11 protein-coding genes are annotated in these 14699 nt (G+C 61.2%); all 11 read left to right on the plus strand.

Annotation, left to right across the window (positions count from 1 at the left end; all coding sequences use genetic code 11):
* The first annotated feature begins 1 nt into the window (after position 1).
* Positions 2-1306: a TRAP transporter large permease gene (locus AAY24_RS00195; protein ID WP_046857965.1), complete on the plus strand. Its 1305-nt coding sequence runs from the start codon at positions 2-4 to the stop codon at positions 1304-1306.
* Positions 1307-1330: 24 nt separating this feature from the next.
* Positions 1331-5005 (plus strand): hydantoinase B/oxoprolinase family protein, encoded by a 3675-nt coding sequence (locus tag AAY24_RS00200; protein WP_046857966.1) that lies wholly within the window; start codon positions 1331-1333, stop codon positions 5003-5005.
* Between the two features lie 57 nt (positions 5006-5062).
* Positions 5063-5692: a LysE family translocator gene (locus tag AAY24_RS00205; protein ID WP_046857967.1), complete on the plus strand. Its 630-nt coding sequence runs from the start codon at positions 5063-5065 to the stop codon at positions 5690-5692.
* A gap of 415 nt (positions 5693-6107) precedes the next feature.
* Positions 6108-7292 carry a nickel-dependent hydrogenase large subunit gene (locus AAY24_RS00210; RefSeq protein WP_052760953.1) on the plus strand — a complete coding sequence of 395 codons (1185 nt, stop codon included), beginning with the start codon at positions 6108-6110 and terminating at the stop codon, positions 7290-7292.
* A 115-nt stretch (positions 7293-7407) separates the two neighbouring features.
* Positions 7408-7740 (plus strand): hydrogenase maturation nickel metallochaperone HypA, encoded by a 333-nt coding sequence (gene hypA, locus AAY24_RS00215; RefSeq protein ID WP_046860872.1) that lies wholly within the window; start codon positions 7408-7410, stop codon positions 7738-7740.
* Positions 7740-8696 (plus strand): hydrogenase nickel incorporation protein HypB, encoded by a 957-nt coding sequence (gene hypB, locus AAY24_RS00220; RefSeq protein WP_046857968.1) that lies wholly within the window; start codon positions 7740-7742, stop codon positions 8694-8696. Before hypA ends, hypB begins: the two co-directional genes overlap by 1 nt.
* Positions 8697-8846: 150 nt before the next feature.
* Positions 8847-9080, plus strand: coding sequence for a HypC/HybG/HupF family hydrogenase formation chaperone (locus AAY24_RS00225; protein WP_046857969.1), 234 nt, complete (start codon positions 8847-8849; stop codon positions 9078-9080).
* Positions 9077-10210: a hydrogenase formation protein HypD gene (hypD, locus tag AAY24_RS00230; protein ID WP_046857970.1), complete on the plus strand. Its 1134-nt coding sequence runs from the start codon at positions 9077-9079 to the stop codon at positions 10208-10210. The genes AAY24_RS00225 and hypD overlap by 4 nt, the downstream gene beginning before the upstream one ends.
* A gap of 123 nt (positions 10211-10333) precedes the next feature.
* Complete coding sequence (gene hypE / locus AAY24_RS00235; protein ID WP_046857971.1) at positions 10334-11377, plus strand: hydrogenase expression/formation protein HypE; 1044 nt, start codon at positions 10334-10336, stop codon at positions 11375-11377.
* A gap of 12 nt (positions 11378-11389) precedes the next feature.
* The gene (locus AAY24_RS00240) at positions 11390-13096 is read left to right on the plus strand and encodes a hydrogenase maturation protein (protein WP_046857972.1); all 1707 of its coding nucleotides are present in this window, start codon (positions 11390-11392) and stop codon (positions 13094-13096) included.
* On the plus strand, positions 13093-14589 hold the full coding sequence (locus AAY24_RS00245; protein ID WP_046857973.1) for a sigma-54-dependent transcriptional regulator: 1497 nt from the start codon (positions 13093-13095) through the stop codon (positions 14587-14589). Before AAY24_RS00240 ends, AAY24_RS00245 begins: the two co-directional genes overlap by 4 nt.
* The last annotated feature ends 110 nt before the right edge of the window (positions 14590-14699 follow it).

Genomic DNA, 14699 nt, shown 5'->3' on the forward strand with positions numbered 1-14699 from the left:
TATGGACCCTTTGCTGATGACCCTGATACTCACCCTGCTGCTGTTCGGCCTGCTGGCCACCGGCCTGTGGGTCGCCGTTACTCTGTTCCTGATAGCCTTTATCGGCCTGTTGTTGAACGATACCGGCAGTCCGGGGTTGATTATGGCCACCACCACCTGGGGCGCCTCCTCCGGTTGGGGGCTCACCGCTCTGCCGTTGTTTATCTGGATGGGGGAGATTCTGTTCCGGACCCGGTTGTCAGAGGATCTGTTCAGCGGGCTGGCCCCCTGGTTGAATCACTTGCCGGGTCGGCTGTTGCACGTCAATATCCTGGGGTGCGGCATCTTTGCCGCCGTGTCCGGATCGTCGGCGGCGACCGCCGCCACGATCGGGCGCATGACGGCTCCCGAACTGGCAAAACGGGGTTACGATGAACGTATGTCCCTGGGCACGCTGGCGGGCTCCGGCACCCTGGGCCTGCTGATTCCACCCTCCATCATCCTGATTGTTTACGGTGTATCAGCGGAGGTCTCCATCGCCCGGTTGTTCATCGCCGGTGCTCTGCCCGGGTTGATGTTGATCCTGCTCTTTATGGGCTACACCATGTTCTGGGCAACGCTGAACCGCAAACGTATGCCTCCGGCCGATCCGAATCTGCCGCTGGGGCGGAAGCTGCGTGCATCCCTCCACCTGTTCCCGGTGCTTGGCCTGATCCTGTTCGTACTCGGCTCCATATATGGGGGGCTGGCCACTGCCACCGAGGCGGCGGTATTTGGTGTATTCGGCGCGCTGATACTCTCGGCGCTGACCGGGACGCTGAGTCGTGAAAATTTTGTCGTGAGCCTGATGGGGGCGACCCGGACCAGCTGTATGATCGCCTTCATCCTGGCCGGCGCGGCCTTTCTGACCATTGCCATGGGCTTCACGGGCATTCCCCGGGCGTTGGCGGAATATATCGCCACCCTGGGACTGGATTCGTTGGGGCTGATCGTGGTGCTGACCCTGTTCTTTGTGCTGCTGGGTTGTTTTCTGGATGGTATTTCGGTAGTGGTACTGACCACCTCCGTGGTGTTGCCTATGGTCGAGCAGGCGGGAATTGACCTGCTCTGGTTTGGTATCTACCTGGTGCTGGTGGTGGAGATGTCCCAGATCACTCCGCCGGTCGGTTTCAACCTGTTTGTGCTGCAGGGTCTTACCGGCAAGAATATTCTGCGTATTGCTGTTTACGCTCTTCCTTTTTTTCTGCTGCTGTTAGTGGCGGTGGTGCTGGTGACCGCGTTTCCCCAGATAGCCACCTGGCTACCCAGCATGATGACCCGGGGCTAGTGTCGTCTTCGGTGGGAAATTTTTATGAGTAATGTAGTGACAGAGACCGGGCCTACGACCAAGTGGCAGTTCTGGATAGACCGGGGTGGCACCTTCACCGATGTGGTGGCACAACGGCCGGATGGGACCCTGGTCACCCACAAGCTGTTGTCGGAGAACCCGTCCCAGTACCCGGATGCCGCCATTCAGGGAATTCGGGAGATGCTGGGTATTGCCCGGGATGAGCCATTACCGGCGACCCGGATCGGGGCGGTCAAGATGGGCACCACGGTGGCCACCAATGCCCTGCTGGAGCGGCGTGGTGAAGCGACCCTGCTGGTGGTGACCCGGGGATTTGGTGATGCTCTGCGGATCGGCTACCAGACCCGGCCGGAGCTGTTCAGCCTGGATATCGAGTTGCCGGAGATGCTCTACAGCGAGGTGCTGGAAGTGGATGAGCGGATCAGCGCCCAGGGCGAGGTGATCCTCCCCCTGGATGAGGCGGCCACCCGCGCCGGACTTCAGGCCGCCTTTGACCGGGGTCTGCGCAGCCTGGCGGTGCTGTTCATGCACAGTTATCGTTATCCACAACATGAACGGCGGGTGGCGCAGATCGCCCGGCAGATCGGCTTCAGCCAGATCTCCATCAGTGCCGAAGTGAGTCCGCTGATGAAACTGGTTAGCCGGGGTGATACCACGGTGGTGGATGCCTACCTGTCCCCCATTCTGCGCCGTTACGTCGAGCAGGTGTCGTCCGAACTGGATGGCATGCAGGAGTCGGGTGGCCGGTTGCTGTTCATGCAGTCCAACGGGGGGCTGACCGATGCTTACCGTTTTCAGGGTAAGGACGCCATTCTCTCCGGTCCGGCCGGCGGGGTGGTGGGTATGGTGCGTACCGCCGAGGCGGCAGGATTCACCCGGCTGATCGGTTTTGACATGGGGGGTACCTCCACCGATGTGAGTCACTACGCCGGTGAATATGAGCGCGCCTTCGAGACCCAGGTGGCCGGGGTGCGGTTGCGTGCCCCCATGATGTTGATCCACACCGTGGCCGCCGGTGGAGGCTCCATGCTGCAGTTTGATGGCGCCCGTTTTCGGGTCGGCCCGGAGTCGGCCGGGGCCAACCCGGGACCGGCCTGTTACCGGAACGGTGGCCCGCTGACCGTCACCGACTGCAACGTGATGCTGGGTAAGTTGCAACCGGATCATTTTCCCCAGGTGTTCGGACCGCAGGCGGATCAGCCGCTGGACCGGGACGTAGTACGGCACCAGTTTCAGCAACTGGCTGCGGAGATCAACCAGGCTACCGGGGATAACCGATCCCCGGAGCAGGTGGCGGAGGGTTTTCTCGCCATCGCGGTGACCAATATGGCCAACGCCATCAAACGGATCTCGGTGCAGCGCGGTTATGACGTTTCGGATTATACCCTCTGCTGTTTTGGTGGTGCCGGTGGTCAACACGCCTGTCTGGTGGCCGACTCCCTGGGGATGAAACGGGTCTATCTGCATCCCCATGCCGGTGTGCTTTCCGCTTTTGGTATGGGATTGGCTGACCGCCGTCTGTTGCGGGATCAGGCGGTGGAGGCGCCGCTGCAGGAAGGGTTGATGGCGGAGCTGGTGGCTGGATTGAATCGGTTGCAGGCCGAGGGTGTGGCGGAGATGGTCGCCCAGGGTGTGCCGGAGGAGGGGATTTGTTGTGAGCGGAAACTGCATCTGCGCTATCTCGGTTCGGATACTGCGCTGCTGGTGGAGTTTGGCGATTTGGCCATGATCCAGGCCGGTTTTGAGCAGATCCATCGACAGCGCTTCGGCTTTATCTCACCGGAGAAACCGCTGGTGGTGGAGGCGATCCAGGTGGAGGTGATCGGTGCCGGTGAAACCCCCGCCCTGGTTACCGAGACTATGGACCAAACCAGGGAAGCGGTACCCCTGGCGGTCCATCCAACCGTGATGAACGGCGCCAGCCACCACACCCCCTTCTACGCCCGTGAGAGCCTGCCCGTCGATCGTCCGGTGGCGGGGCCGGCGGTGGTGGTTGAGAAGACCGGCACCATCGTGGTGGAACCGGGCTGGCGGGCGACCCTGACCCGGCACAACAATATGGTGTTGGAGCGCTATCAGGCGTTGCCGGAACGGGTGGCTATCGGTACCCGGGTCGATCCGGTGATGCTGGAGATCTTCAACAACCTGTTCATGTCCATTGCCGAGCAGATGGGTATGGTGTTGGAGAACACGGCTGCTTCGGTCAATATCAAGGAGCGGCTCGACTTCTCCTGTGCGCTGTTTGATCAACAGGGCGACCTGATCGCCAATGCACCGCACATGCCGGTGCATCTCGGCTCCATGAGCGAGAGTATCAAAACGGTGATTCGGGAGCGGGCCGGCACCATGCAGCCGGGTGACGCCTATTTATTGAATGACCCCTACAACGGCGGTACCCATCTGCCGGATGTCACCCTGATCAAGCCGGTCTTCGATCCGGCCGGCAGACAGGTGATTTTCTACGTCGCCTCCCGCGGACACCATGCCGATATCGGTGGCATCACGCCCGGTTCCATGCCACCGGACTCCACCCTGCTGGCCCAGGAGGGGGTGTTGATCAGCAACATGAAGCTGGTGGACCGGGGGCGCTTCTGCGAGCAGGAGATCCGGGACCTGCTGGCCAGTGGTCCCTGGCCGGCCCGCAACATCGATACCAACCTGGCGGATTTTCAGGCTCAGTTGGCGGCTTGCGAGAAGGGGGTGCAGGAGCTGCTGCGCATGGTGGAGCACTTCGGCCTGGAAGTGGTGCACGCTTACATGGGGCATGTACAGGATAATGCGGAGGAGTCGGTACGACGGGTGCTGGATGTGCTGGATGATGGTGAGTACTGCTATGAGATGGATGACGGTCACCGGGTCTGTGTCAGGATCAGTCTGCACCGCCGGGAACGGCGTGCCACCATCGATTTCAGCGGCACCAGTCCCCAGCATCCCGGTAACTACAACGCCCCGGCGGCAGTCTGTCGGGCAGCGGTACTCTACGTGTTCCGCTGCCTGGTGGATGACATGATTCCACTCAACGAGGGTTGCCTGAAACCGCTGGAACTGATTATTCCCCCCGGCTCCATGATCAATCCCGACCACCCGGCGGCGGTGGTGGCCGGGAACGTGGAGACCTCCCAGGTGATTGTGGATGCGCTGCTGGGGGCGCTTGGGGTGGCGGGCGCTTCCCAGGGGACCATGAACAACTTCACCTGGGGCAACCAGCGGTACCAGTATTACGAGACCATCTGTGGCGGGGCCGGGGCTACCCGGCAGCGTGATGGCACGTCGGCGGTGCATACCCATATGACCAACTCCCGGCTGACCGACCCGGAAGTGTTGGAGTGGCGTTTCCCGGTACGCCTGGAGTCCTTCGCCATTCGCCACGGTTCCGGCGGAGAGGGGCGACACCGGGGTGGGGATGGGACGGTGCGCCGGGTACGTTTTCTGGAAGCGATGAGCGCCAATATCCTGGCCGGACATCGGCGGATACCGCCCTATGGCATGGCGGGTGGCCGCCCCGGACAGGTGGGGCGTAACTGGGTTGAACACGCCGATGGCCGGATCACCGAGCTGCCCCACCAGGGACAGGTGTTTATGGCTCCGGGGGATCTGTTTGTTATTGAGACCCCGGGCGGAGGGGGGTATGGTGATCCGGTTGCATCCAGGTTGCCGGAGATTGGTGATCGGGACTGAGCCGGCAAGGTTGCCGGTCTGTGTGCGGTGTGGCCGGGTGGGAGAAGCGTTGCAGCCATGAGTGTTACCGAGTACCTGACTTTCCTGCTGATCGCCCTGGTCGCGACCGTCTCGCCGGGGCCGGCGGTGCTGCTGGCCATGACCAATGCGGTGACCCTGGGGGTGCGCATCACCCTGGTCGCCATCCTGGGCAATGTCACCGGCATCCTGCTGCTGGCGGCACTCTCATCGGTGGGTCTGGGCGCCCTGCTGCACGCTTCAGAGGAGCTCTTCCTGCTGATTCGCTGGCTCGGGGGGCTCTACCTGATCTACCTGGGGGTGCGGCTGTGGCGCTCCGGTGGTCTGAATATGACGGCGGGGGAGGTGTCCCCGGGAAGCTGGCGTCGGCATCCGCTGAGGCTCTATCTCCAGGCGTTCACTGTAGCGGTGAGCAATCCCAAGGCGATTGTCTTCTGCACCGCCCTGTTTCCCCAGTTTATCGAGCCGGGTGCCGCCATGTGGGGTCGGTTTGCCCTGCTCGCAGGTAGTTTCGGTCTGCTCTCGTTCACCTGTCTTACCGCCTACGCCCTGTTGGCCAGCCACAGCCGACGACTGGCCGGTGGGTTGGTGGGCAGTCATGGGTTTGTGCGTCTGACCGGCGCCCTGTTTGTCGGCTTCGGCTCGCTGATGATGGCCGGGAGCCGTTAAGACGACACGGCTCACAGCGACGGAGCGGACGCTACAGGGTGATCGGTGGGTTAGATTGTAAGTGAAGTGTCCGTATTTTGTCTGGAGTGGTTAGAATGTATCCGCCGTGATCTGTCTCCCGGGCGGTTAAAGCGATGGGGTCAACCGGGATTCATGTTAGTATTGTACCTTTCCAGCGGCTGTATCCCTGCTCTGGTGGAACACTTCTGGATGGTTTGACCGCTTTTAACTCACTGAATTTTTAAAGTTATCTATCGAATCTTCAAAACGTACCGAGCTGTTTATCCGGTGCGGGTTGGCGTAATTAACCACACGGTTTATCGGTAAGTAATCAACCACTGGTGGTAAGTTAATTGACTGGCCTGCATTTTGCTTTGGTTCTGTTACCTGAAACCCGGAGGGCTTGGTTGGTCCCATGAGTGATGTAGCTGGCAATATTGAGGGGCGGGTGGATATCGTTTTGCGACTGTCCGATGGAATAGTGACAGACGTGGATATCCGCTCTTCCCGTCCCATTCAGACGCCACGGATTTTTGTCGGAAAATCGGTCGGGCAGCTGCTGCAGACACTGCCGTTGCTTTATAGTATTTGCGGCACCGCCCAGGCGCAGGCGGCAGTGACCGCCTGTGAGCAGGCGCTGGGTCTTCCGGCAGATGCACAACGGCTATCGGCCAGGGAGAAGCTGGTCTGGCTGGAGACAGCCAAGGAGCATCTGTGGCGGGTGTTGCTGGATTGGCCGGGGTTCATCGGTCTGCCCACTTCCGCGGCGGCGGTAGCGCAGATGCTGTTACTGATCAAGCGCTATCGTTACCTCTGTTATCCGAATGAGCGCCCTTTCGTACCGGGGGTTATGCCGGAAGTGGAGGATGGCAGCGCGATCGATCGAATCATCGATGAAGTGGAGCAGTTGTTGCGGGACCAGGTGTTTGGTATGCCACCGGCGAAATGGCTCGAACTGCAGGGTTGTGATGCGCTGTTTCACTGGGCCGAAACCAGTTCGCTGCCGCCCGCCCGCATGCTGTACTACCTGCTGGAAAAGGAGTGGGAATCCCTGGGCTCTGCTCAGGTCAGGCCACTGCCCCCTCTCGATCAGGAGTTTCTGCACCAGAACATGGAACCGGCGGATGCGGACCGCTTCATTGCGCAGCCCCAGTTGGGGGACGGGTGCCGGGAAACGTCTCCCTTCACCCGGGTGCGTCACGGGCCCTTGGTATCTGCAGTGGAGGCCCGTTACGGCCCGGGGTTGTTGGCCCGCTTCTGCGCCCGGCTGGTGGAACTGGCGGAGATACCGGGTAGACTAGGCGCCACGCCGACTGGTGAAGCGGTGCCGGACGCGGTCGCACCGGGAGAGCTAGGCATCGCCCAGGTCGAGGCGGCGCGGGGTCGCCTGGTCCATCGACTGCGACTGGCGGACGGGAAGATTGCCCGTTACCAGATTCTGGCGCCGACGGAGTGGAATTTTCATCCGTCCGGAGTGCTGGCGGAAGGGCTGGTGGGATTGCGGGCGGCATCTGCCGAGACCCTGCGCCAACAGGCCGTCCTCTGGATCAATGCCATCGATCCCTGTGTCGGGTATGACCTGCGTATCGAGCGGCATTAAGAACAGGTGAATCTCCAGTACAGATTCGCCGTGATCGAACGACTGGCCAGGGAGGGCCAGGCCGGAACCAGGCTACAGGGAAGTATCGAAGCAGCAGGCTTGATGTATGCACGAAATGTCGATATGTGAAGGTATCCTCCAGGTGATGGAGGAACAGGCGGCCAGCCAGCAGTTTAAACGGGTCAAGTCGGTGTGGCTGGAGATCGGTCCGCTGGCGGGTGTGGAGCTGGATGCATTGCGTTTCGGCTTCGACGTGGTGACCCGGGACAGCCTGGCGGACGGTGCCCGGCTGGAGATTATCGAAATGCCCGGGACGGCCTGGTGCCTGGCGTGTTCCAAGAGCGTGCCGATCCGGCAGCGCTTTGATGCCTGTCCCGAGTGTGGCAGTTTTCAATTACAGATTACCGGCGGCGATGAGCTGCGAATTAAAGAACTGGAGGTGGACTGATGTGTACCGTATGTGGCTGCGGCGAAGGCGAAACACGAATCGAAGGGCAGGACGCGGGGCACGAACACACCCACGGCCATCATCATCACCATCACGGGGATCATCTCCATCCCCGTGATCACGATGACGAACATCTCCCTGTGCAGGCCGAGCAGGAACCGGAACATGTCCCCGGCCGTCATGACCATGTGCATGATCATGATCACGAACACAGCCATGTCCATGAAGGGCATGATCACAATGCCCATGGGCACCACCATGATTACGGTCAGGGTCCGGCCCACGCCCACGCGCCAGGCATGAGCCAGTCGCGCATGGTGCAGATCGAACAGGATATTCTGGGTAAAAACAACGAGTACGCCGCGATCAACCGGCAGCTGTTCCAGGATCGTCAGATCCTGGCGCTGAACCTGGTCTCCAGTCCCGGTTCCGGCAAGACCACCCTGTTGACCCGCAGTATCAACGATCTGAAAGAGGAACTGCCGATTTCCGTAATCGAGGGTGATCAGCAGACCGCCAATGATGCGGATCGTATCCGTGAAACCGGCGTGCCGGCGGTGCAGATCAATACCGGCAAGGGGTGTCACCTGGATGCCCACATGATCGGTCACGCCATGGAGACCCTGCAGCCGGAAGAGGCCAGCCTGCTGTTTATCGAGAACGTGGGTAACCTGGTCTGCCCGGCGGCATTCGACCTGGGCGAGGCACACAAGGTCGCCATCCTGTCGGTCACGGAGGGGGAGGATAAGCCCCTGAAATACCCGGACATGTTCCATGCGGCCAACCTGATGATCCTGAACAAGATCGACCTGTTGCCCTATGTCGATTTCGATGTGGAGAAATGCATCAGCTATGCACGGCGGGTCAATCCCGATATCGAAGTGATCCAGCTGTCGGCCAGGAGCGGTGAAGGGATGGATGGGTGGTATGCCTGGATTCAGTCCAGGATGGCCTGAGCCGCCACCGCGAAACGCACGCAAAGCGGAGTTTGTGCTTGTCTGATCGGCCCGGTCGGGGTCCCCTGCAGCATGCAGGGTGGCGCTGGCCGCAACCGGCCCGTCCACAGGAGTGGTGTCGGTGGCAAACAATCTAGAGGAACTACGGCAATGTGTCTGGCGATTCCTGGAAAAGTAGTCGAAATTGATACCGAGACGGATATGGCGGTCGTCTCGGTGGGTAATGTGAAGAAAGAGGTCTCCACAGCCCTGGTGGAGGATGTGGCGCTTGGTGATTTCCTGCTGATCCACGTGGGCTACGCCCTCAACAAGATCAGCCCGGAGGAGGCGGCCAACACCCTCAAGCTGTTTGAAGAGGCGGGTATGGGCGTGGAGGCATTATGAAATATGTCGACGAGTTCCGTGCCAAAGCGACAGCGCAGAAACTCGCCCGGGCGATCAGCGCCGAAGCGCGTCCGGAGCGCGGCTACAACCTGATGGAGTTCTGCGGCGGCCATACCCATGCCATTTTCCGTTACGGTGTCCAGGATCTGCTGCCGGACAATGTGCGACTGGTGCATGGCCCCGGCTGTCCGGTCTGCGTTCTGCCGATTGCCCGTATCGACATGGCCATCGCCATGGCCGAGCAGCACGGTGTCACGCTCTGCTCCTACGGGGACATGTTGCGGGTGCCCGCTTCCCAGCGCAAAAGCCTGCTGAAGGCGAAAGCGGGGGGCGCGGACATACGCATGGTCTACTCCACCCAGGACGCCCTCAACATCGCCCGCAAACAGCCGGATAAGCAGGTGGTCTTTTTCGCCATCGGCTTCGAAACCACCACACCGCCTACCGCCGTCGCCATCAAGCAGGCCCAGGCCATGGGATTGGAGAATTTCTCCGTTTTCTGTAACCACGTCCTGACCCCCGCCGCCATCCAGAACATCCTGGAGTCGCCGGAAGTACGGGAGCTGGGTACAGTCTCCATCGACGGTTTTCTCGGTCCCTCCCATGTCAGTTCCATCATCGGCAGCCAGCCCTACGAGTTCTTTGCCGAGGAGTTCCAGCGTCCGGTGGTGATCGCCGGTTTTGAACCGCTGGATGTGATGCAGTCGATCCTGATGCTGGTGCGCCAGCTCAACGCCGGGCGGCACGACGTGGAGAATGAGTACACCCGGGTCGTATCACCCGAGGGCAATATCAAGGCGAAACGACTGGTGGCGGAGATCTTTGAGCTGCGTCGCTCCTTCGAATGGCGTGGCCTCGGCTTGGTGCCCTACAGCGCCCTGCGCATCAAGAAACCGTTTGCCGAATTTGATGCGGAGTTGCGCTTCCCGGTGGAGGAGGTGCAGGCCAACGACGTCAAGGGGTGCGAGTGTCCCGCCATCCTGCGTGGGGTGAAGCGACCCACCGACTGTAAACTGTTCGGCACCGTCTGCACCCCGGAGAACCCCATGGGCTCCTGCATGGTCAGCTCCGAAGGAGCCTGTGCCGCCTACTGGACCTACGGTCGGTTTCGTGAGCAGGCGGCCTCGTGAGAGTTGCAGGGTGGGCTCGGCCGGTGTCCACCGGATGATCCCGGAAGAGCGGAACAAAGCGAGATGGGAAACCGCACAACCCATCGTGATTAGAAAAATAATCAAGAGGATTTGGCCAAGCGCATGAACAAAAAACGCTACACCAGTCGACTGGATCTGAAAAACGGCACTGTGGACATGACCCATGGCAGTGGCGGTCGGGCCATGGCCCAGTTGATCGATGAACTGTTTGTCGGTGCCCTGGACAATGAACTGTTGCGCCAGGGTAATGATCAGGCGATTTTTGAGGTGCCACCGGGGCGCATGGTGATGAGCGTGGATGGACACGTGATATCACCGCTGTTTTTCCCAGGTGGTGATATCGGTTCCCTCTCGGTGCACGGCACGGTCAACGATGTGGCCATGTCGGGTGCCCGGCCGCTCTACCTGTCGGCCGGCTTTATCTTGGAAGAGGGGTTCCCCCTGGCTGATCTGAAACGCATCGTGGAGAGCATGGCGGGCGCGGCCAATGCGGCCGGTGTGCCGGTGGTTACCGGTGATACCAAGGTGGTGGAGAAGGGTAAAGGTGACGGTGTCTTCATCACCACCACCGGCATCGGTGTGGTGCCGGAGGGGATCAATATCTCTGGTGATCTGGCCCGGCCCGGTGACCGGATTCTGCTCTCCGGCAGCATCGGTGACCACGGCGTGGCGATCATGTCGAAGCGGGAGAACCTCAGCTTTGAAACCGCTGTTGAGTCGGACTCCCAGGCGCTGCACGACCTGGTGGCGGATATGGTGGCGGCGGTGCCGGCCATTCACTGTCTGCGCGATCCGACCCGCGGTGGATTGGCCACCACCCTGAACGAGATCGCCCGGCAATCGGGGGTCGGCATGCAGTTGCAGGAGGAGGCCATCCCGATGAAGCCGGAGGTCCATGCCGCCTGTGAACTGCTGGGACTCGACCCCCTTTACGTGGCTAATGAAGGGAAGCTGATCGCCATCTGCCCAGCCCGGGAAGCGGAGCGGTTGCTGGCGGTGATGCGTGCCCACCCCAAAGGGGCCGAGGCCGCCATCATCGGCGAAGTGATCGAGGATGAGCACAACTTTATCCAGATGGAGACCAGTTTTGGTGGCAGCCGGGTTGTGGACTGGCTGGCCGGTGAACAGTTACCAAGAATCTGCTGATCGGGAATGCCTATGAAGATCCTGTTGTTAAGCCACGCCTTCAACAGCCTGAGCCAGCGGCTGCATATCGAACTCAAGCGGCGCGGTCACCAGGTCTCGGTGGAGTTTGATATTAACGATGCGGTGACCCAGCAGGCGGTGGAGCTGTTCCAGCCTGATCTGATTGTGGCGCCGTTTCTCAAACGCGCCATCCCGGAAACGATCTGGCGTCACCACACCTGCCTGATCGTGCACCCCGGTATCAAGGGTGACCGGGGGCCATCGGCGCTGGACTGGGCCATCCTCCGGGGTGAACCGGAGTGGGGTGTCACCGTGTTGCAGGCCAACGCCGAGATGGATGCGGGCGACATCTGGGCCACGGTCAACTTCCCCATGCGCGCCGTCAGCAAGGCGAGCCTGTATCGCAACGAAGTGACCGAGGCGGCGTTACAGGGCGTGCTGCTGGCGGTGGAGCGAATGGGTCAGGAATCGTTCAACCCCGAACCCCTGGACTACAGTCGGCCCGATGTGAAGGGCTGTCTGCGGCCATTGATGAGCCAGGCGGACCGGCGTATCGACTGGCAGCAGGACAGTACCGAAACCGTCTTGCGCAAGATCCGCAGCGCCGATGGTTTTCCCGGTGTGCGGGATGAGATCCTGGGACAGGAGGTGATGCTTTACGATGCCCACCCGGCCGCCGGACTGCGGGGTGAGCCGGGCAGCCTGCTGGGTCGCAGTGGTCAGGCGATCTGCCGGGCAACGCTGGACGGCGCGGTCTGGATAGGACACCTGCGGGACAAACAGGGTCCCCATCCATTCAAACTGCCGGCGATGCGGGTGCTGGGTGATCGGGTGGCCGATCTACCGGAGCTTGCCGACGGTTACAGCGATATAGGTTACGAAGAGCGGGGCCGGGTCGGTTATCTGCACTTTCCGTTCTACAACGGTGCCATGAGTACCGAGCAGTGCAACCGGTTACGTGAGGCCTATGTGCAGGCCCGGGGCCGGGACACCCGGGTGATCGTGTTGATGGGGGGACCGGATTTCTGGTCCAACGGCATCCACCTGAACAGTATCGAAGCGGCCGAGAGCCCGGCCGATGAGTCCTGGGCCAATATCAACGCCATCAACGACCTGGCCCGGGAGATCATCACCACCGAAACCCATCTCACGGTGTCGGCCCTGCGGGGCAATGCCGGCGCCGGTGGGGTATTCCTGGCCCGGGCGGCGGACCAGGTCTGGGCACGGGATGGCGTGGTACTCAATCCCCACTACAAGGACATGGGCAACCTGTACGGCTCCGAATACTGGACCTATCTGCTGCCCAAGCGGGTAGGCGCGGAACGGGCCCGACGCATCACCCAGGGACGCCTGCCCATGGGCACCGATGAGGCGTGTGAACTGGGTCTGCTGGATGATCATTTTGGCCAGGACAGCGGCCACTTTCTGGAACAGCTGCGACAGCGCGCCGACGCCCTGGCCGAGGGGGGGGATTTCGATCAGCTTTTGCAACGTAAGGTGCAGGCGCGTCACGCCGATGAGTTGGAGAAGCCCCTGGAGGCCTATCGCCAGGAGGAGCTGGAGCGGATGAATCTGAACTTCTATGGTTTTGATCCCAGCTATCATGTGGCCCGTTACAACTTTGTCTACAAGGTGCCCAAGTCCCGCACACCGGTGACCATTGCGGAGCACCGGGACCTGTCCCGACGTTCTAACCCGGACTGGAGTAAGGCGTCATGAACAGGAAAGCAACCCTGCTGATCGTGGATGACGAAGTACGTGGTCTGGAGGCGCTGGTGCGTATCCTGGATGATGACTTCGATGTCAAGACCGCCACCAACGCCCGGGATGCGGAAGAGATCCTGGAACGGGAGTGGGTCAACATCGTGCTCTGTGACCAGCGCATGCCGGAGACCACCGGGGTGGAGTTCCTGACCAAGGTGCGGCAGCAGTGGCCGGACGTGGTGCGCATGATCCTGTCCGGCTACACCGACGCCGAGGATATTATCCAGGGGGTTAATGAGGCGGGCATCTATCAATACATCACCAAACCGTGGCACCCGGACAGCCTGCTGCTGACCCTGAAGAACGCCGCCCACCTGTTTCACCTGCAACGGGAGAACGAACTGCTCAATATCGAGCTGAAGCGCAATCCCGATGTGCTGGAACAGAAGGTCAGTGACAAGCGTAAGCAGCTCAAGCAGCAGCACTCCAGTAACGATGGCATCGTGCGCGCCAAGGGCAGCCCGATGGACAAGGTGTGCGCCAAGGTGAACCGGGTATCACCTTTTGATGTGACGGTGCTGCTGTCCGGTGAATCGGGCACCGGTAAGGAGCTCTGTGCCCGGGCGCTGCACTACAACAGCCTGCGCGGGGACAAACCGTTCGTGGTGGAGAACTGCGCGGCCCTGCCGGACGAGCTGCTGGAGAGCGAACTGTTCGGCTACAAGCGCGGCGCCTTCACCGGCGCGGTGGAGGATCGGGCAGGCCTGTTTGAACGGGCCGATGGCGGGACCATCTTTCTGGATGAGATCGGCGAGGTCTCTCCCGCTTTCCAGGTCAAGCTGCTGCGGGTGCTCCAGGAGGGAGAGATCCGGCCGCTGGGTTGTGCCCAGCGGCGCAACGTGGATGTGCGCATCATCGCCGCCACCAATAAGGATCTGGAAGTGGAGGTGCGGGCCGGGCGTTTCCGCCAGGATCTCTACTACCGGCTCTCCACCATTGCTATCCATTTACCGCCGCTGCGGGATCGCAAAATGGATATTCCGCCGATTGCCCACGCCCTGCTGCAATCGGCCATGCGCTCCCTGAACAAGCAGGTGGAAGGCTTTACCGATGAGGCGCTGGCCTGCATGCAGGCCTATGACTGGCCGGGTAATGTGCGGGAGTTACAGAATGAGATACAGCACATGCTGGTGATGAGTGACGAGCCGCTGCTGGGCGCTGATCTGTTGTCGCCCCGGGTGTTGCGGGCGGCGCCCCGGGAGGATGAGGCTCAGCTGGATATGCTTTCTTCCCTGGATGGCACCCTGAAGGAGCGTATCGAATCGATTGAAGCGCGCATCCTACGGGAATCTTTGATCCGGCACCGCTGGAACAAGAGCCAGACGGCGCGGGATCTGGGACTGTCGCGGGTCGGCTTGCGCAGCAAGCTGGAGCGCTATGGGCTGGAGCAGACAACCCAGGTGGAAGAGCTGCACGATGAGGCCGGTGGGAGTGCAGCCAGCGGTTGACCGCTAGTCCGGTAGCGATTTTTGTAACGGGGTGGACAGGCAGGCAGACGCCTCTGGTGGTGTCGGTCGGTCCAGCTTTCAATCTCGCCAAGTGGCGGGCCTATGCCGGG

Origin of the sequence: Sedimenticola thiotaurini, assembly GCF_001007875.1 — a bacterium.
Taxonomy (GTDB): Bacteria; Pseudomonadota; Gammaproteobacteria; order Chromatiales; family Chromatiaceae; genus Sedimenticola; species Sedimenticola thiotaurini.